This window comes from Rhodoferax sp., from assembly GCF_044236835.1.
In the GTDB taxonomy this organism is placed as follows: Bacteria; Pseudomonadota; Gammaproteobacteria; order Burkholderiales; family Burkholderiaceae_C; genus Allorhodoferax.
The window spans coordinates 34,353-53,431 of sequence record NZ_JBIIGC010000001.1; the positions used below are offsets into that span (position 1 = coordinate 34,353).

Consider the following 19,079-nt stretch of genomic DNA (forward strand, 5'->3'; position numbering starts at 1 on the left):
CGAGGAGACCACCATGAAACTGAAGTCTGTCACCCTGCTGTGCTGCCTGGCCCTGGCCGGCTGGGCACAAGCGCAAACCAACGTCGTGTCCACCCAGATGCGCCCCGTCGAAGAGGCCGCCAAAGTGCGCACCATCATCCTCAACGGCGCACCGGATGCGGTCAACTTCATCCCCGAAGACGGCAACACCTACTTCACCCGCATGAAGGCCGAGCTGGGTGCCGCCCAGGGCAAGGTGCACGCCACGATTGCGCTCGATGGCGAACTGGCACCAGTCAACCAAATTGGCGGTTTGTCGGACCTGGACGGCCTGCTCAAAACACTCTCAGCCAACCGCGAGTTTTCGCCTGCCGCCGTGGCACTGGGCAAGTTCGGTGGCAAAAACCAGCGCTTCATCCCGCTGATGACCAACACCTTCCAGATGGTGGCCAACAAAAAGGCGCTGCAGTACCTGCCCAAGGGCGCCAACGTCAATGCCCTGACTTACGACCAGCTCACCGCCTGGGGCAAGGCCATGAAAGCGGCCACTGGCGAATCCAAGATTGGCTTTCCGGCCGGACCCAAAGGGCTGATGCACCGCTACTTCCAAGCCTCGTTCTACCCCAGCCACACCGGCGGCATTGTGCGCACCTTCAAGGGCGCGGATGCCGAGAAGGGTTGGGCCAGCCTGCGCGAGCTGTGGAACTACGTGAACCCACGCTCCACCAGCTACGGCTTCATGGAAGAGCCGCTCAAGACCGGCGAAGTGTGGGTGGCGTTTGACCACACCGCGCGCTTGCTGCCCACCTTGATGGAAAAGCCTGCCGACTTTGTGGCCTTCCCCGCGCCTGCCGGTGCCAAGGGCCGCGGCTTCATGCCGGTGATGGTGGGCATGGCCATCCCCAAGAACGCCCCGGACCGTGCAGCCGCCGAGCGTGTGATCGACCACATGACCAAGCCCGCCACCCAGGCCTTGATCATGAAAGAGATCGGCTTCTTCCCGGTGGTCAAGGCCAACCTGGGTGAGCTTTCGCCCGGCATCCAACTGGCATCGGACGGCATGAATGCCGTGTTTGCTGCCAAGGACCGTGTGGCCAGCCAGTTGCCGGTGCACCTGGGCGCCAAGGGTGGCGAGTTCAACAAGGTGTATGTGGACACATTCACCCGCATCGTGCTGCGCAAGGAAGACATCAAAACCGTGCTGGCCGAGCAGGGCAAGGTGCTCAATGACTTGGTGCAGGAAACCGGTGCGCCTTGCTGGGCCCCCGATATCTCCAGCAACGGCCGCCCCTGCTTTGTGGACTAAGGTGTAGCGCGCTCCATGCACTCCGACTCCAACCGCACACCGTACCTGCTGATTGCGCCCAGCGTGGCGTTTTTGCTGGTGCTGTTTGTCTGGCCGTTGGCCGAGACGGCGTTGATGGCGTTTCGCACGCCCGACGGCGTCTGGACCACCCAGTACCTCAGCAAGATGACGGGCGACCTGAACTTCTCGGTCGCCCTCAAAAACACGCTGATTCTGGTGGCCATCATCGTGCCGCTGCAGATTTGCGTCGCCCTGTCCATGGCGATGATGCTGCAAAAGCTGGAGTGGGGGCGCATGGGCTTTTTGTACATCTGGACCATCCCGCTGGGCGTCTGCGATTTGGCGGCGGGCCTGGCGTGGCTGGCCATCTTCACCGACCGGGGCTATTTCAACTCGGTGCTCAACGCGCTGGGGCTGGTCGATGGACCGGTGGCCTGGCTGAGCTACGACAACCCGGTGGCGCTGTTTGTCTGCGTGATCCTGGCCGAGATTTGGCGCGCCACCTCCATCGTGCTGGTCATCTTGGTCGCGGGCGTGCAGCTGATCCCCAAGGAGTACAACGAGGCCGCCGAGGTGTTCGGTGCCAAGCCGTGGACCCGCTTCATCAAGATCACGCTGCCCCTGCTCAAACCCAGCCTGCAAAGCGCTTTGATTTTGCGCACCGTGCTGGCCTTTGAGGTGTTCGCGGTGGTGTATGCGCTGGCCGGGCGCGACCTGCCGGTACTGGTGGGCGAGGCCTACAACTGGCAGGGCGCCTACCAAAACACGCATGTGGCCTCAGCCTACGCGCTGTTCATTTTGGGCGTGTCGATTCTCTCTACCCTGGTGTACCTGCGCGTCTTGCGCGTGCGCCGCGAAACCCTGGCCTGAGCATGCGCAACACCTCCCGTTTCGTCACTGCCTCGGCGCTCCTGGTGTCGGTGTGCTGGCTCATTCCTATTGTGCTGATTGGCCTGAGCGCTTTCATGCCGCGCGAGGCGGTGAGCGCCTGGCCCAAGAGCCTGTGGCCCTCCGAGTTTTCGCTGGACACCATGCGCTTTTTCGTGACCTACGCGGGCGTGTGGCAGTCGGTTCTCAATAGTGTGGTGGTGGCCGCGCTCACCATGGTGTTTGCCGTGGTGCTGGGTGCGCCTGCGGGCTACGCGCTGGCCCGCTACGACTTCAAAGGCCAGACCGCCTACCGTTTGCTGATTGTGATGACGCGCGCCTTCCCGCTGGCCATTTTGGCGCTGCCCCTGGTCACCCGCTTCATCAGCGTGGGCCTGTACGACACACACTTGGGCGTGGCGCTGGTGCACACCGCGCTGGCGCTGCCGTTTTCCATTTTGGTGTCGTCCAGCCTCTTCATGGGCATCCCGCGCGAGCTGGAAGAAGCCGCCTGGACCCTGGGCTGCAACCGGGTGCAGGCGTTCCTGAAAGTGGTGCTACCGCTGGCCTTGCCTGGCATGGCGGCGACCATGGTCTTCAGCTTTGTGATCTCGTGGAACGAGGTGTTCTCGGCCAGCGTGCTTACGCTCAACAACCGCACCCTTACTGCGTTCTTGTTTGCCAGCCTGGAAGAAAGCCCGCTGCACTTTCGCTTTGCCGGTGGCTTCTTTTTGATTCTGCCGTCGATGCTGTTCATCTTTGTGGTGCGCAAGTACCTGTTCTCCATGTGGGGCATCAGCAACCGCTGAAGGCCTAGAGGAAACCTATGTCTGCCATCTCCATCCGATCCATCCGCAAGGAGTTCAAGGGCCACCAGGCTTTGAAGTCCATCAGCCTCGAAGTGCGCGACCAGGAATTTTGTGTGCTGCTGGGGCCCTCAGGCTGCGGCAAGACCACTCTCATGCGCATCATTGCCGGGCTCGAAACCCAAACCAGTGGTGACGTCTTCATTGGCGAGCGCTGCATGAACGGCCTGCCGCCGCGCGAGCGCAACATCGCCATGGTGTTCCAGAACTACGCGGTGTTCCCGCACATGACGATTGGCGAGAACATCGGCTTTGGCCTGCGCATGAAAAAGGCTCCTGAGGCGCGCGTGCGCCAGCAAGTCGAGCGCGCCGCCAGCCTGATGCACATCGAGCACCTGCTTGGGCGTTATGCCGGTCAACTCTCCGGCGGCCAGCGCCAGCGGGTGGCGGTGGCCCGCGCCTTGGCAGTGGAGCCCGATGTGCTGCTGATGGACGAGCCGCTGAGTAACTTGGACGCGCTCTTGCGCCTGGAAATGCGCAGCGAACTCAAGGGCTTGCTGCGCCACATCCAAACCACCACCATTTACGTCACCCACGACCAGACCGAGGCCATGAGCCTGGCCGACCGCATCGCGGTGATGAACGGCGGCGAGATCGTGCAGTACGACACCCCACCAGTGGTGTACGACACACCGGCCGACCAGTTTGTCGGCGGCTTCATCGGCAACCCGCCGATGAACTTCATCACCGACGCCGCAGTGCAGCAGGCGCTGGGATGCACACCGCCCGCGCCTGGCCTAACCCTGGGCCTGCGGCCCGAATCGGTGGAACTGGTGGCGCAGGGCGGACTGCCGGTGCAGGCCAAGGTGGTGGAGATGCTGGGCGCGTCGCAGCAGATCAACACCCTGGCGGGCGCCGAACTGCTGCGCATCAGCACCGCAGCCCAGCCCACGGTGGTGCCCGCGCAGCCCTTGCAGGTGCGCGCCAAGCCCGGTGCCGAGCGCTGGTACGACCACAACAAAAAGCGCGTCGCCTAAGTCGCGCAGTCAGCCCATGCAAACCCACGAACAACTCTCCCACACCGCCCGAGCCACCTTGCGCCGCAACGACCGTGGTGGCTACACCTTGCCCACCGATGGCCTGTACCCGTTCCAATGGAACTGGGACGCTGGCATCACCGCCCTGGGCTGGATGACCTTTGACCCCGACCGCGCCTGGCAGGAGTACGACACCTTGTTTCGTGGCCAGTGGGGGCCTGACCACTTTGGTGGTGCCAACGATGGTTTTCTGGCGCAGATCACCTTCCACCAAGACAGCGACACCTACTTTCCCGGCCCCGACCAATGGGGCACCGACCGCCTGGCACTGCGCACCAGCACCATCAGCCAGCCGCCCCTGCACGCCACCATGCTGCGCTGGATGTGGCAGGCGGCGCAACAGGCCGCGGCGCGCGACAGCGCCTGCGCGCCGCAACTGGCCATGGCCCGCGAGCGCTTGGCGGTACTGCTGCCCAAGGTGCTGGCGCACCACCGCTGGTGGTACCGCTGCCGCGACCCGCAGGGCAGTGGTCTGGTGGTCAACACCCACCCCTGGGAAACCGGCATGGATAACTCGCCCGCGTGGGACGAGCCTCTGCGCGCGGTACCGCCGACCGAGCGCGCGTACGTGCGCAAAGACCTCACCCACGTGGACGCGTCGATGCGCCCACCCAAGGCGTTTTACGACCGCGTGGTGCGGCTGATGGACTTCAATAGCGAGGTGGGTTTCGATCCGGTGCGCATCTTCAACGGTTGCCCGTACCGGGTCAACGACATTGGCATCATTTGCATCCTGCAGCGCGCCAGCATCGACCTGGCCGCGCTGTGCACCGAGTTCGGCATGGAGGCGCCCGCCCAAGAAATGCAGATGCACGTGCAGCGCACCCGCCACGCGGTGCAGGCCCTGTGGTCAGCGCGCTGGGGTCAATACGTCTCGCGCGACAGCCGCACCGGCCAGTTGCAAGACGTGCCCACGTCGGCTGGGCTGCTGGCTGCCTATGCGGGCTTCGACCAAGACTGCGCCAGCACCATCGCCGATTGGTTGATGGAAACCCGCTACGGACTGCCGTCCACCCGCAGCAGCTTTGGTGGCTTCGAGCCCAAGCGCTACTGGCGCGGCCCGGTTTGGCAACACATGAACATGCTGATCGCCACCGGCCTGGCCGATCGAGGCCACACTGCCTTGGCCGAGCGCATTCGCTTCGATTCCGCCGAGCTGTTGCGCCAGCAAGGGTTCCACGAGTACTACGACCCGCTCACCGGAAACGGTCTAGGCGGTGCCGAGTTTTCTTGGACTGCTGCTACCTACTTGCACTGGATTCACCCGGTGGCCGCTGGCACACAGGGTGGGGTTGCAACCAGCGGCGGCACACCGGCGGCTGCCCACGCCGACCGGTAACGTGCCAGTAACCCAGGGCGCGATTGACGGTTAGCATCGCGCTTTCGCACACCGACCTTGTGTTTTATGACCTCGCCTACGACCTCGCCCACCTCCACCCGCACCGAAACCATTGAACGCACCCAGCGCCCCTGGGGCTGGTACGAGACGGTGTCCGAAGTCGCTGGCAACAAGATCAAACGCATCCAAGTGACACCGGGCCAGCAGCTCAGTCTGCAAAAGCACAGCCAGCGCGCCGAGCACTGGGTGGTGACCCAAGGCACCGCCCGCATCACCTTGGACGACCGTGTATTTGACCTCGCCGTGGGACAGCACTGCGACATTGGCGTGGGTCAGGTGCACCGGCTGGCCAACCTGACCGATGGCGTGGTGGAAATCGTGGAGGTGCAGTTTGGCAGCTACCTGGGCGAAGATGACATCGTGCGGCTGCAAGACGACTACGGTCGCAGTTGAGCCCAGTGTGCCGATTGCGCCGCTTGTGCATCGTGTGGCAGCCCTGGCACATCGCCTCCTTGACACCATCCCCTTCGATAGGTGATTTTGTATGACCGAAGATTCTCTTGACATGTTGGCGCGCTTGCCGCCCGGCAGCGCACCCGTAGCCTGTGTAGATATTGGCGGCACCAAAGTGGCGGTCAGTGTGGCCGATGCCCAGGGCATTCGTGGCAAGGTATCCGAGCCCACCGCCAAAGAAGGTGAAAACGGTGCGCTGGCAGCGCAAATTATCCGCATGGTGGCCGCCAGCTGTGCCGCAGCCGGCGTGCGCTTGGAGCACATCGCTGCCGTGGGCGTGGCTTCGTGCGGGCCGTTTGTACTTCGCGATGGATTGGTGGAACTGGCCGCACCCAACATCTGTGGTGGCTTGGCCGGTGCGGCGCGCGGCCTGCCCAACGATTGGCGCACCGCGCTCTTGGAAGCGCCTTTGAAGGCCGCCTTTCCCATTGTGCGGGTGGAAAACGACGGCGTGGGCGCCCTGGAGGCCGAGCGCCGCTGGGGCGCGCTGCAGGGCCAGTCCCACTGCGCCTACGTGACCTGGAGCACCGGCATCGGCATGGGCTTGTGCGTGGACGGCCGTGTGCTGCGCGGCAAGAACGGCAATGCTGGCCACGCCGGCCACACCTTTGTGAGCGACAACGACGACGCACTGTGTGGCTGCGGCATGGTGGGCGATGTGGAGGCGCTGGTGGCAGGCAACGCAATTCCACGCCGCTTTGGCGCGCTGGGTTTTCAGGATTCGGCTGCACTCTTTGCCGCAGCGCGGGCGCAGCAGCCTGCCGCACTGGAAGTCGTAGACGGGCTTTGCGTAGTGATGGGCCGCACGCTCTTCAATATGGCAGCCACCCTGGACCTGCAGCGCATTGCCATCGGTGGCAGTGTGTTCTGGCACAACCAGGATGATTTGTTGCCCCGATTGCGCGCATTTGTGGCAGGCAAGCTGCCCGCGCTGACCGACGGTTTGGAGATTGTTCCCGCAGGTCTAGGTGAGCGCGTGGGCGACTTTGCCGCGCTGGCGCTGGTGACGGAGTGAATGCCATGTCCATGCAAGGCAAAGTGAAGTGGGGGGTGCTGAGCACCGCCAAGATCGGCTGGGAAAAGGTCATCCCGGCCATGCAACGGGGCCAGCACAGCGAGGTGGTGGCCATTGCCTCGCGCTCGCTCGACCAGGCCCGTGCGGTGGCTGACCGGTTGGGCATCGCCAAGGCCTATGGCTCCTACGAAGCCTTGTTGGCGGACCCCGAGATCGAAGCGATCTACAACCCGCTGCCCAACGACATGCACATGGAGTGGACGCTGGCTGCCGCCCGCGCGGGCAAGCATGTGCTGTGCGAAAAGCCCTTTGCCATGGATGCCGCGCAAGCGCTGACACTGCGCGAGGTGGCCAGCCAAGTCCACATCATGGAAGCGTTCATGGTGCGCTTTCACCCGCAGTGGCTGCGCGCCCGCGCGCTGCTGCGCAGCGGTGCCCTGGGCGAGTTGCGGGTGGTGCAGGCTTTCTTTTCGTACTTCAACCGGCAGGCTGACAACATCCGCAACCTGCCGGATGCGGGCGGTGGCGCGCTGTACGACATTGGCTGCTACGCCATCGTGGCGGGGCGCTTCTTTTTTGAGGCTGAGCCGCAGCGGGTGGTGGGCCTGTTTGAACGCGACCCGGAGTTCAAAACCGACCGGCTGGTCAGCGCCCTGGTCGACTTTGGTGGCGGTCGCCGACTGGACTTCACAGTGGCCACCCAAACCACACCCTACCAGCGGCTGCATTTGGTGGGCACGCAGCAGCGGCTGGAGATTGAAATCCCCTTCAACGCACCGCAAGGCCAAAGCACCCGCATCTATCTGGACAACGGCAAGGTGCTCGGTGGGCGCGCGGCGGTGCAGGAGGAACTGGCGGAATCTGACCAGTACACGCTGCAGGGCGACGCCTTCTCGCAGGTGGTGCGTGGTGCGCTGCAACTGCCGTATGGCCTGGACGATGCGGTGTGCAATATGCGCGTGATCGATGCGCTGTTTCGCTCCGAGCTCAGTCAGGCTTGGGAGCCGGTCTAGGGAAATCCCCAATGGCTCTGGCCCGAAAATTAATGAAAAATTAATTAATTCGGGCAAACATGGTGTTCGTCCGGATGGGTGTATCGGTGCAGCCGCAAGTGGCTGCCTACAAAACTTACTGGAGACACGATGTTGAAGCTCTCAAAGATCGCCACCGTGGTGGCAATGGCGCTGGCAGGTTCTGCTGCGATGAACGCGGCCCAAGCTGGCGAGGTAGAAGTGTTGCACTGGTGGACGTCGGGCGGCGAAGCCAAGTCAGTTGGCGAGCTCAAGAAAATCATGCAGAGCAAGGGCCACACCTGGAAAGACTTCGCAGTGGCTGGCGGCGGCGGTGACGCTGCGATGACGGTGCTCAAGAGCCGCGTGGTCTCGGGCAACCCGCCCGCAGCTGCCCAAATCAAGGGACCGGCCATCCAAGAGTGGGCCTCTGAAGGCGTACTGGCCAACCTGGACGCCACAGCCAAGGCAGAACAATGGGACAACCTGTTGCCCAAGGTCGTTGCCGATGTGATGAAGTACAAGGGCAACTACGTGGCAGCACCGGTCAATGTGCACCGCGTCAACTGGATGTGGGCCAACTCGGCGGTGCTCAAAAAAGCCGGTGTGACTTCTACCCCCAAGACCTGGGACGAGTTCTTTGCCGCTGCTGAAAAGGTCAAGAAAGCCGGCCTGATCCCTGTGGCCCACGGTGGCCAAAACTGGCAAGACTTCACCACCTTTGAGTCGGTGGTGTTGGGCGTGGGTGGTGCCAAGTTTTACTCGGACGCGCTGATCAAGCTGGACCCCAAGGCGCTGGGCAGCGACACCATGAAGAAGTCGCTGGAGACCTTCCGCAAAATCAAGTCCTACACCGACCCTGCAGCCCCGGGCCGCGACTGGAACCTGGCCACTGCCATGGTGATTCAGGAAAAGGCTGCCTTCCAGTTCATGGGTGACTGGGCCAAGGGCGAGTTTGCCGCAGCTGGCAAGGTGCCTGGCAAGGACTACGTCTGTGCTGCTGCGCCTGGCACCGCCAACGCCTACACCTTCAACGTGGACTCGTTCGCGATGTTCAAGCTCAAAGACGCTGGTGCCCAAAAGGCCCAAAGCGATCTGGCAGCTTCGATCATGGGCACCGAGTTCCAAGAGGTGTTCAACCTGAACAAGGGCTCCATCCCGGTGCGCCTGAACATGGACATGGCCAAGTTTGATGACTGCGCCAAGACCTCGGCCAAGGACTTCGTGTCCACCGCCAAGTCCGGCGGCCTGGTGCCCTCAGTGGCCCACGGCATGGCCATCAAACCCGCTGCGGAAGGCGCCATCAAGGACGCTGTGAGCCAGTTCTGGAACGATGACAAGATCACCGTGGCCGCGGGCATGGCCAACATCGCCAAGGCTGCTGCAACCAAGTAAGCGTTTCGGTTCGCCGCCAAAGGCTCGGGGGACGTGCCGCCGCTGCGGTCCCCCGGCCTTTGGTCCTCTCCTTTACTTCGCTTTGGCACGCACCCCAGGCCTGTGCCTTGGGGTTGTGCATTCGGCTACACCAGAGCACCCCGTATGCAATCCATGGAAAGAATCATCCCCAAGCTGGTGATCGCGCCGGGCTTCGTGCTGGGCTTTGCTTTCATCTACGGCTTCATGATTTGGAATGGCGTGCTGTCGGTGACCGGCTCACGCATGCTGCCCAATTACGACGAGTTCGTCGGGCTGGACCAGTACGCTGCCTTGTGGGCCATGGACCGCTGGTGGGTCGCTCTCAAAAACCTCGGTATCTTCAGCGTGCTGTACGTGGGTGGCTCCATGGTGCTGGGCATGGGTCTGGCGATTTTTCTGGACCAGAAGATCCGCTTCGAAGGCGTCTTGCGCACCGTCTACCTGTACCCCATGGCCTTGTCGTTCATCGTGACCGGCACTGCCTGGAAATGGATTTTGAATCCCAGCCTGGGGCTGGAGAAGCTGATGCACGACTTGGGTTGGGCAAGCTTCTCGTTCGACTGGTTGGTGCAGTCCGACACCGCCATTTACTGCGTGGTGATTGCCGGCATCTGGCAGTCTGCGGGCTTTGCCATGGCCTTGTCGCTGGCCGGCTTGCGTGGCATTGACGACAGCATCATCAAGGCCGCGCAAATGGACGGCGCCTCGCTGCCGCGCATCTACTGGCGCGTGATTTTGCCGATCTTGCGCCCCGTGGTGTTCTCCACCACCTTGGTGCTCTCGCACCTCTCAATCAAAAGTTTTGACCTGGTCATGGCGTTGACCGCAGGCGGCCCCGGCTACGCATCCGACGTGCCGGCCACCTTCATGTATGTGATGAGCTTTACCCGCGGCCAGATCGGCCTGGGTGCAGCCAGCGCGACCATGATGCTGGCCACCGTTGCGGCCATTGTGGTGCCCTATCTGTACAGCGAGTTGCGTGCCAAGCCGCATGAGCGCTGAGCCTGAACCGACCTTGCGCACCTTGCCACCGAGCCTGCCATGAACCCAAACCTCTCCCGCTTTCTGATTTACGGCGTGCTGCTGGTCGCCGCCTTCTTCTTCCTCGCGCCGCTGTATGTGATGCTGGCAACCTCGTTCAAGGACGCAGAGCAAATCCGCTCTGGCAACTTGCTGAGCCTGCCCCACAGCCTGAACTTCGAAGCCTGGCGGCTGGCCTGGTCCACCGCATGTACCGGCGTGGACTGCCGTGGTCTGCAACCCTACTTTTTGAACTCGGTGGTGATGGCTGTGCCCGCGGTACTGATTTCCACCGCTTGGGGGGCCATCAATGGCTACGTGCTGAGCATGTGGAAGTTCAAGGGCTCGGAGATCCTGTTTGGCTTCATGCTCTTTGGCGTGTTCATGCCGTTTCAGGTGGTGCTGTTGCCGATGAGCCAGGTGCTGGGTTTTCTGGGCATCTCCAGCTCGGTTGGCGGCCTGATTTTGGTGCACTGCATCGCAGGTTTGGCCGGTACCACACTGTTTTTCCGCAACTACTACACCGCCATCCCGACCGAGCTGGTCAACGCCGCGCGCATGGATGGCGCGGGCTTCTGGCGCATTTTCTGGCGCATCGTTGTGCCCATGTCGACGCCCATTTTGATGGTGACCTTGATTTGGCAGTTCACCAACATTTGGAATGACTTCTTGTTTGGTGTTGCCTTCAGCGGCGCCGAAAGCAAGCCTGTGACCGTCGGCCTCAACAACATGGTCAACACCTCCAGCACTGTGAAGAACTACAACGTCGACATGGCCGCCGCCGTGATCGCCGGCCTGCCCACCATGCTGGTGTATGTGCTGGCGGGCCAGTATTTTGTAAAAGGACTCACAGCCGGCGCTGTGAAAGGATAAACACCATGGCAGCTTCACTGCATATCGCGGGCATCCGCAAAGCATTTGGCAAGGGCGACAAAACGGTCGAGGTCTTGAAGCGCATCGACATCGACGTTGCGCCCGGCGAGTTCCTGATTCTGGTGGGGCCTTCGGGCTGCGGCAAATCGACCCTGCTCAACATCATTGCCGGCCTGGAAGACCCCACTGAAGGCGACCTGCGCATTGGCGGCAAAAGCGTGGTGGGTGTGGCACCTGCGCAGCGCGATATTGCGATGGTGTTCCAAAGCTACGCGCTGTACCCCACGATGTCAGTGGCCGACAACATCGGCTTTGCGCTGGAGATGCGCAAGGTGCCCAAAGAGGCACGCGCCAAGCGCATCCAGGAAGTGGCGGCCATGCTGCAAATTTCGCATTTGCTGGACCGCCGCCCCGCCCAACTCTCGGGTGGCCAGCGCCAGCGCGTCGCCATGGGGCGTGCGTTAGCGCGTGACCCGCAACTGTTTTTGTTTGACGAGCCGCTGTCCAATCTGGACGCCAAGCTGCGCGTGGAGATGCGCGCCGAAATCAAACGCCTGCACCAGATCAGCGGTATCACCAGCGTGTATGTGACGCACGACCAGATCGAAGCCATGACGCTGGGCAGCCGCATTGCGGTGATGAAAGACGGTGTGCTGCAGCAGATCGGCACGCCCGATGAAATCTACCGCACACCAGCCAATACCTACGTGGCAGGCTTCATTGGTTCACCGACCATGAACTTCATCCCCGGCCGCATTGAAGGCCAGGGCGACACCGGCCGCTTTGTATTCGAAGGCGGCAGCCTGGACCTGCCCGGCCCCGCTGTGGCAGAAGCCATCCTCGGCCAGCGCCCCGAACACATACACTTCAGCGACGATGCCGCCTGGCGCGGCGAAGTCAGCTTGGTCGAACCCACCGGCGCCGATACCTACGTCGTCGTCAAAACCGGCGTGGGCGCCATCACCGTGCGCACTGCTGCCAACACCCAGTTGAAGGTTGGCCAGAGCGTGGGGCTGTCGGTCAGCGCCAAGCACAACAACTGGTTTGACAAGGCCAGCGGGGTGCGGTTGACGGTGGGGTGAGGGCGGTTTCGAGTCGTGACCAGCAACCAAGCCTGAGCCCTGAGGACGCCCAGCGCGTCAAGCCACAAGAGTACAAGGCACTGCCGGAGTTGACCGACCGCCTGTTGGCAGTCGCGGTGGTCAACAGGGGCGGGGCGCCCCTGCGCAGCCGAAACGCGTTACCTAAGTCACGTCAGTAGAGCCATTGCAGCTGCACTACCTGCACTGCATTACCAGCTGTGTAGCTTGCTTCAGCCCAGCCTGAAAACCGACACCACGTTCACCAGCTCATCAGCCTGCTGTTTGAGGTTCTCAGACGACGCGGCCATTTGCTCCACGAGCGCGGCGTTTTGCTGGGTGCTGTCGTCCAACGCGGTCATGGCTGTGCCGACTTGGCCGACCCCTGCGGATTGCTCTTTGGCCGCTACGCTGATAGCGCCAACAATCTGAAAAACCTGTTGGTTCGTGGTCACCACGTCCCGCATGGTTTTGCCTGCGCGGTCGGCCAACACGCTACCTGCTTCAACCCGCTTCACGCTGGCCGCAATCAGTGTGCGGATTTCGTTCGCCGCAGACGCGCTGCGCTGCGCCAGGCTGCGCACTTCGCTGGCCACCACCGCAAAGCCACGCCCTTGGTCACCCGCGCGTGCAGCTTCCACCGCGGCATTCAACGCAAGGATGTTGGTTTGGAAAGCGATGCTGTCGATCACACTGGTGATTTCCGCAATACGTTTGCTCGATTCGTTGATCTCACGCATGGTGTCCACGACCTGGCTGACCACATGCCCGCCTTTCTCGGCCACGCTGGACGACTCGGTGGCCAGTGTGCTGGCCTCGGCCACGTTCTCTTCGCTGGCGTGCACTGTCGCACTGAGCTGGTCCATGGACGCTGCGGTTTGGGCCACTGCGCTGGCCTGGGACTCGGTTCGTTGTGCCAGGCTGGCGTTGCCCGCCGCAATCTCAGCGCTGGAAGCGGCTACGCTTTCCGCACCGCTTCTGACTTGCGCTACCACCCGCACCAGGCTGTCTTGCATGCGCGAGAGCGCCTGCAACAGACTGGCGACCTCGTCGGTGCCCGATGCGGCGATCGTGGTACTCAAATCGCCCTTGGCAACACGTTCCGCGACCGCCACTGCATCTTTCAAGGGGCGGGTGATGCTACGTGCCAACCACAGGCCGGCGACAAGTGCCAGCAATGCCGCCGCCAACCCGGCGGCAAGCGCCACCCCAAGCGTGCGTGCAATGAGGGCACCATTTGCTGCGTCAATCGCACTCACTTCAGCGGCTTTGCTTTCATCGAGCTTGCCCAATGCTGCGAGGAACGGATTGAGCATGGGGATCATTTCTTCGTCAGCAGCAAACGCGGCTTCGGCCTGCTTGTCGTCCAACACCAACTTCACGATGCGTTGCACACCCGACACGGCATTGGTACGTCGTTTTTGTACTTCCGCCATCAGTTCGGCGTGTTCGCTGCCTTCCGGCATGGAATCTTGGAGCACTTTCAGGCTGTCGGCGATGCGCGCGTCTCTGTCGGTGATTTCCTTTGCCAGCCGTTTTTGCTGATCGGGGCTGGGAGACAACACCACCACCATGCTGGCGATGGCGTTGTCTTTTGCCAGCAAGTGCACCTCGGAGGCAAGAGCCTGTGACTGGAGGGCCCGTCGCATATCGTCCGTGTTGGAGGCCACCATGCGCAGGCTCAGCTGCGTTGCACCCACCAACACCACGATGACGGCCAATACCGCACCGAAGGCAAGTGCAATGCGGGCCCCAAACCGCAATTGGAGCCGCCCACCCTTGTACATACTCACTCCCTGTGTTTGCCGCAGTGCTTATGAAGCACTGCTAACTCAACCGCCCAGCGCGCTCAGCAGTTCCTGGCATTTGGTATATCGGTCCTTTTGGATGCCACCTGCAATTTTTCGGGCTTCTGCATCCTTGCCGGCCAGGATGGCAGGCACCAGTTCGTCTTCGCGGGTTTTCTTGAAGGCAGCCCAGGTTTCCACCAGCTCTTTGAACTGGGCTTCCTTGCCTGCAGGTGCTTTCATTTTGGACAGACGTGCTGTTGCTGCATCGGCGGTGTCTTTCACGACTTTTTGGTGGTCCGCACCACGTTTGTCCTTGTTGGTCAGCATAGTCACCAGGGACTCACGTGCGGCGGTCATGTCCGCGCGCAGCGTGGCAAATTCATTGGCACTGGCCGTGGTGGCGGACATCAGCGCGGCAAGTGAAACAAAGAGAGAAACAAACCACTTATTCATTTTCGAAACTCCTGGGTTGGAAGCCAAAGGCCGGTGTACGTTCGGTCAGCAAGCGTTGTACGGCCCTGACCGCAAACGCCAAGGGCAATGTAGATTACACGTAGCTGAACAATGCAGGTGGGCGGTTGCACTTTCGTGCCATTTGTCACGGCATCTGCTTCGGACTTGTTGTGTAACTCTGTAGTAACCCATCGAATGGCCCGGATCTGCCAAAGCGGTGCAGGCCGCTCACGCCGTTGCGGCCGTTGTCAGCGCTGCGAGTCCAACGAAAAAATCTTGCGCAGTGCTGTCCATTTGGTCCCCGCAGGCGTCCACGGCGTAGGAACCTGGTAGGTCCACATCAGCGCTTCCCATTCAGCAATGGCAGGGTTGGTGGCGTCTGCCCGGGCCATGGCTTCGGGGCTGTAGATGGCGTCGTCGGTGTCCATCACCATGAACAGGCGGGTGCCCAGGCGGTAGATTTCCATGGCGATGACGCCGTTGGAAAACAGGTGGTCGCGCACCGCGGGCCAGATGGTTTCGTGGGCCTTTTCGTAGTCCGCAATGCGCTGCGCGTCGTCTACCAGGTCCAGGGCGAGGGCGTAGCGCATCTCAGGTCAACGCCCGGTCCAGGTGGGTGTAGCCGCCGTCCACAAACACCCATTGCCCGGTGGTGTGGGACGACGCGTCGGAGAGCAAGAACACGCACATGTTCGCAATCTCCTCGGCGCTGGTCATGCGCTTGCCCAGCGGAATTTTTGCGGTGATGGCGGCCAGCTTTTCCTCCGGGTGGTCAAAGCCCGCGATCCAGCGTGCGTACAGCGGCGTCATTACCTCGGCGGGAATGACCGCGTTGACCCGCACGCCATCGTCGCGCAGTGCGGCGGCCCACTCGCGGGTGAGCGAGAGCTGCGCGCCCTTGGAAGCACAGTAGCCACTGGTATTGCCCTGGCCGGTGAGCGCCGTTTTGGACGACACGTTGACGATGCTGCCCTTGCTGGCCTTGAGGTGCGGCACGCACAAATGCGCCATGGTGTAGTAGTGGATGAGGTTGCGCTCCAGCGACGCCACAAAGGCATCGCGCCCGGCATCCAGGCCGACGCCGTCGTTGATACCGGCGTTGTTCACGAGCCCGTCAATGCGACCGAATTGGGCCAACACCTGAGCGACCGCTGTCTGGCAGGCCTGCGCATCGGAGAGTTCGATCTGCACAAACAGTTGCTGCGCCGCTGGTGCCTGCGCCTGAGGAAGCCCATGCGCTTGAAGCTGACCATGCGCATTCAACTTCGCTTGCAGTTGCGCCGCAAAGTCGGCCGGCATGGGGCTTTTGCCAAAGACCACGGGAATGGCGCCCTCGTGCGCCAGGGTCAGCGACACGGCCGCGCCAATGCCGCTGGCACCGCCAGTCACGATGATCACCTTGTTGTTCAGATGCAGGTCCATGGGAGTTTCCTGTTGCGTCTCAGGCAGCGGCGCTGGGCAGTGTCAGGCCGTAGTAGCGCTGCGCGTTGCCGCTCCAAAACGCCGCTTGCTCTTGGACGGAAAGCGACTGCTGTGCCCAGGTGGCAGCCAGGCCATGCACCGTGTCGTAGCCTGCCGCGAGTTGGCACACTGGCCAGTCCGAGCCGTACATCAGTCGCTCTGGCCCGAACACCGCCAGCGCGTGGTCAAAGCAAGCCCAGATGTTTTGTGCATCGCCGGTCGACACGGATTGCTGGTTTGGCCAGTCGGTTTCGGTGACCAAGCCCGAGAGTTTGCACACCACATGGGGCAGGGCGGCCACCGCAGCGAGTTGGGCTCGCCAGCGCGTTGCGGCGTCGCCGTCGTGCGCCCAGTTGCGCAACGCGGGCTTGCCCACATGGTCCAACACCAGCCAGTGCGCGTCGTGCCGTGCACACAGCGCCTGCGCAGCGCCGAGCTGGTGGTCGAACACCAGCACGTCGTACACCAGGCCGTGCTGCTGTACCGCGCGCAATCCGCGCTGCACCTGCGCATCAGCAACCCAAGCGGCGGCATCGGGCTCGTCTTGCAGGATGTGGCGCAGGCCTTTGAAGGCCTCATGGGTACGCCACTGCGCCAGCCGCGCGGGCAACTGCGCATCGCGCAGGTCGGCCCAGCCCACCACGCCGACCACCGTCGGATGTTGCTGCGCCACCCGCAGCAAAAAATCAGTCTCATCCCCAGTGCACCGGGCCTGCACCGCCACCACCGCGTCGACGCCCGCAGCCCGCATGGCGCTGGCGCAGTCGGCGGGCAGGCAGTCGCGCTGCAGCGCCGGCATGGCGTCGCTGATCCAGGGGAAGTCGGCGCGCTGGTAGTGCCAGTAGTGCTGGTGGGTGTCGATTTTCATCGGGGCCGGAAGGTGTAGTCCGCAAGCGATTGCGGTTTCATCTCAATCGAAAAGCCAGGCGCTTGCGGCGGCATGTAGGCCGCGTTGCGAATGACGCAGGGTTCCACAAAGTGCTCGTGCAAATGGTCCACGTACTCGATCACCCGGCCTTCGCGGGTGCCCGCGATACACAGGTAGTCGATCATCGAGAGGTGCTGCACATACTCGCACAGCCCCACGCCACCGGCATGCGGGCACACCGGCAAGCCGTACTTGGCGGCCATCAGCATCACCGCCAGAATCTCGTTGACGCCACCGAGCCGGCAGGCGTCGATCTGCACCACGTCGATGGCGCCGCGCATGATGAGCTGCTTGAAGATGATGCGGTTTTGGCACATCTCACCGGTGGCCACCTTCACTGGCGCAATGCCTTGGCGGATGGTGCGGTGGCCCTCGATGTCGTCCGGGCTGGTGGGTTCTTCGATGAACCAGGGTTTGCAAAATGCCAGGTCGTTGACCCACTGCACCGCTTGGTCCACCTCCCAGACCTGGTTGGCGTCGATCATCAATTGGCGCTGTGGTCCGAGCACTTCGCGTGCGATGGTCAGGCGGCGGATGTCGTCGGCCTTGTCGCGGCCCACCTTCATCTTGACGTGGTTGAAACCCGCGTCCACCGCCTCTTGGCACAGGCGGCGCAGCTTCTCGTCACCGTAGCCCAACCAGCCCGCCGAGGTGGTGTAGCAGGGGTAACCTTCGCGTTCCAGCGTGGCCCAGCGCGCCTCTTTGCCCACGGCTTGCTTTTGCAGCAGGGCCAGTGCTTCCGCGGGGGTGATGCAGTCGGTGATGTAGCGGAAGTCGATGAGCCGCACGATTTCCTCGGGCGACATGCGCGACACCAGCTTCCACACCGGCACACCCTCTTGTTTGGCCCACAGGTCCCACACCGCATTGACCACCGCGCCGGTCGCCAAATGGATGGCGCCCTTGTCCGGCCCGATCCAGCGCAACTGGCTGTCGGAGGTAATGTGGCGCCAAAAGCGCCCCATGTCGGCGGCCACCCAATCCATGTCCAGGCCCACCACCAGCGGGCGCAGGGCTTCGATGGCGGCACAGCATATTTCGTTGCCACGGCCGATGGTGAAGGTCAGGCCGTGCCCTTCCAGACCGGGGGCGTCGGTGCCGAGGATGACGTAGGCGGCGGAGTAGTCCGGGTCGGGGTTCATCGCGTCCGAGCCGTCGAGGTGCTGCGAGGTCGGAAAGCGCACGTCCACCACGCGCAGAGAAGTGATTTTTGCCATGGCTCAGGCCTGTACCGTGGTTTGCGTTTGGATGCCCAGGCCGTCGATGCCCAGGCGCATAGTCTGGCCCGCGCGCAGGTAGGTCGGCGGCTTTTGTCCCATGCCCACGCCCGGTGGCGTGCCAGTGGAAATGACATCGCCGCTTTGCAGGCTCATGAAGCGGCTGAGGTAGCTCACCAAGAAGGCGACCTGGTAGACCATGGTGGCGGTGTTGCCGTTCTGGTAGCGCTTGCCGTCCACCTCCAGCCACATGCCCAGGGCCTGCGGGTTGGGCACCTCGTCGGCGGTGACCAGCCAGGGGCCGATGGGACCAAAGGTGTCGCAGCCCTTGCCCTTGTCCCAGGTGCCGCTGCGCTCGATTTGGAATTCGCGCTCGGATACATCGTTGACCACGCAGTAGCCCGCCACATGCGAGAGCGCATCAACCTCGTCGATGTAGCGCCCGCCTTTGCCGATGACCACGCCCAGCTCCACTTCCCAGTCGGTTTTTTGCGAGCCGCGCGGAATTTCCACCGCGTCGTCGGGGCCAACCACCGCGCTGGTCCATTTGTTGAACACCACCGGTTCCGGTGGCACCGCCATACCGCTCTCGGCGGCGTGGTCGGAGTAATTGAGCCCGATGCAGATGAACTTGCCGATGTTGCCCACGCAGGCGCCCAGGCGCAGGTCCTTTTGCGGCGTGCCCACCACCAGCGGCAGGGCTTCGATGTTGAGGCTACGCAAACGCGCCAGGCTCTCGGGTAGCAGCGCGGAGCCACCGATATCGTCAATGACGCCAGAGAGGTCGCGCACGCGCCCCGCCGCATCGAGCACGCCGGGCCGTTCCTGGCCGCGCAGTCCGTAGCGTAGTAGTTTCAAGATGGTGTCCTCAGGTGAAACGCAGACAAAAAAAGGGTTCTGCTGTGCCAGC

Annotated in this window: 19 protein-coding genes; 12 read left to right on the forward strand and 7 right to left on the reverse strand. The window is 62.7% G+C overall.

The annotated features are described in order from the left end of the window. Positions 1-13: 13 nt before the first annotated feature. From ACILRC_RS00160 to ACILRC_RS00215, 12 genes are all read left to right on the forward strand, one after another. Positions 14-1,285 (forward strand): ABC transporter substrate-binding protein, encoded by a 1,272-nt coding sequence (locus tag ACILRC_RS00160; RefSeq protein ID WP_395667302.1) that lies wholly within the window; start codon positions 14-16, stop codon positions 1,283-1,285. Positions 1,286-1,300: 15 nt separating this feature from the next. Further along, complete coding sequence (locus ACILRC_RS00165) at positions 1,301-2,155, forward strand: carbohydrate ABC transporter permease (protein ID WP_395667303.1); 855 nt, start codon at positions 1,301-1,303, stop codon at positions 2,153-2,155. A gap of 2 nt (positions 2,156-2,157) precedes the next feature. Beyond that, a complete protein-coding gene (locus tag ACILRC_RS00170; protein ID WP_395667304.1) occupies positions 2,158-2,961 on the forward strand; it encodes a carbohydrate ABC transporter permease in 804 nt (267 codons plus the stop codon). A 17-nt stretch (positions 2,962-2,978) separates the two neighbouring features. Further along, positions 2,979-3,995, forward strand: a complete 1,017-nt coding sequence (locus ACILRC_RS00175) for an ABC transporter ATP-binding protein (protein WP_395667305.1) — start codon at positions 2,979-2,981, stop codon at positions 3,993-3,995. A 16-nt stretch (positions 3,996-4,011) separates the two neighbouring features. Continuing rightward, positions 4,012-5,394: an MGH1-like glycoside hydrolase domain-containing protein gene (locus tag ACILRC_RS00180; protein ID WP_395667306.1), complete on the forward strand. Its 1,383-nt coding sequence runs from the start codon at positions 4,012-4,014 to the stop codon at positions 5,392-5,394. 66 nt (positions 5,395-5,460) lie between these two features. Next, complete coding sequence (locus tag ACILRC_RS00185; protein ID WP_395667307.1) at positions 5,461-5,847, forward strand: phosphomannose isomerase type II C-terminal cupin domain; 387 nt, start codon at positions 5,461-5,463, stop codon at positions 5,845-5,847. Positions 5,848-5,938: 91 nt separating this feature from the next. After that, the gene (locus tag ACILRC_RS00190) at positions 5,939-6,922 is read left to right on the forward strand and encodes an ROK family protein (protein ID WP_395667308.1); all 984 of its coding nucleotides are present in this window, start codon (positions 5,939-5,941) and stop codon (positions 6,920-6,922) included. Between the two features lie 5 nt (positions 6,923-6,927). Next, positions 6,928-7,935 carry a Gfo/Idh/MocA family protein gene (locus ACILRC_RS00195; protein ID WP_395667309.1) on the forward strand — a complete coding sequence of 336 codons (1,008 nt, stop codon included), beginning with the start codon at positions 6,928-6,930 and terminating at the stop codon, positions 7,933-7,935. A 129-nt stretch (positions 7,936-8,064) separates the two neighbouring features. Further along, entirely contained in the window at positions 8,065-9,327 is a 1,263-nt protein-coding gene (locus tag ACILRC_RS00200; protein ID WP_395667310.1) for an ABC transporter substrate-binding protein, read from the forward strand. A gap of 153 nt (positions 9,328-9,480) precedes the next feature. Further along, positions 9,481-10,350 (forward strand): carbohydrate ABC transporter permease, encoded by an 870-nt coding sequence (locus tag ACILRC_RS00205; protein ID WP_395667311.1) that lies wholly within the window; start codon positions 9,481-9,483, stop codon positions 10,348-10,350. A 39-nt stretch (positions 10,351-10,389) separates the two neighbouring features. Continuing rightward, entirely contained in the window at positions 10,390-11,241 is an 852-nt protein-coding gene (locus tag ACILRC_RS00210) for a carbohydrate ABC transporter permease (protein WP_395667312.1), read from the forward strand. Positions 11,242-11,246: 5 nt separating this feature from the next. Continuing rightward, positions 11,247-12,323 carry an ABC transporter ATP-binding protein gene (locus tag ACILRC_RS00215; RefSeq protein ID WP_395667313.1) on the forward strand — a complete coding sequence of 359 codons (1,077 nt, stop codon included), beginning with the start codon at positions 11,247-11,249 and terminating at the stop codon, positions 12,321-12,323. 230 nt (positions 12,324-12,553) lie between these two features. Here ACILRC_RS00215 and ACILRC_RS00220 read toward each other — a convergent pair whose 3' ends face one another. From ACILRC_RS00220 to ACILRC_RS00250, 7 genes are all read right to left on the reverse strand, one after another. Next, positions 12,554-14,107, reverse strand: a complete 1,554-nt coding sequence (locus ACILRC_RS00220; RefSeq protein ID WP_395667314.1) for a methyl-accepting chemotaxis protein — start codon at positions 14,105-14,107, stop codon at positions 12,554-12,556. A 45-nt stretch (positions 14,108-14,152) separates the two neighbouring features. After that, complete coding sequence (locus ACILRC_RS00225; RefSeq protein WP_395667315.1) at positions 14,153-14,563, reverse strand: hypothetical protein; 411 nt, start codon at positions 14,561-14,563, stop codon at positions 14,153-14,155. A gap of 248 nt (positions 14,564-14,811) precedes the next feature. Beyond that, positions 14,812-15,153, reverse strand: coding sequence for an L-rhamnose mutarotase (locus ACILRC_RS00230; protein WP_395667316.1), 342 nt, complete (start codon positions 15,151-15,153; stop codon positions 14,812-14,814). A 1-nt stretch (position 15,154) separates the two neighbouring features. Continuing rightward, positions 15,155-15,985, reverse strand: coding sequence for an SDR family oxidoreductase (locus ACILRC_RS00235; RefSeq protein WP_395667317.1), 831 nt, complete (start codon positions 15,983-15,985; stop codon positions 15,155-15,157). Between the two features lie 19 nt (positions 15,986-16,004). Beyond that, a complete protein-coding gene (locus ACILRC_RS00240) occupies positions 16,005-16,892 on the reverse strand; it encodes an amidohydrolase family protein (protein ID WP_395667318.1) in 888 nt (295 codons plus the stop codon). Continuing rightward, complete coding sequence (locus tag ACILRC_RS00245; protein ID WP_395667319.1) at positions 16,889-18,169, reverse strand: L-fuconate dehydratase; 1,281 nt, start codon at positions 18,167-18,169, stop codon at positions 16,889-16,891. The genes ACILRC_RS00240 and ACILRC_RS00245 overlap by 4 nt, the downstream gene beginning before the upstream one ends. Positions 18,170-18,172: 3 nt before the next feature. Continuing rightward, entirely contained in the window at positions 18,173-19,027 is an 855-nt protein-coding gene (locus ACILRC_RS00250) for a fumarylacetoacetate hydrolase family protein (RefSeq protein WP_395667320.1), read from the reverse strand. Positions 19,028-19,079: the final 52 nt, after the last annotated feature.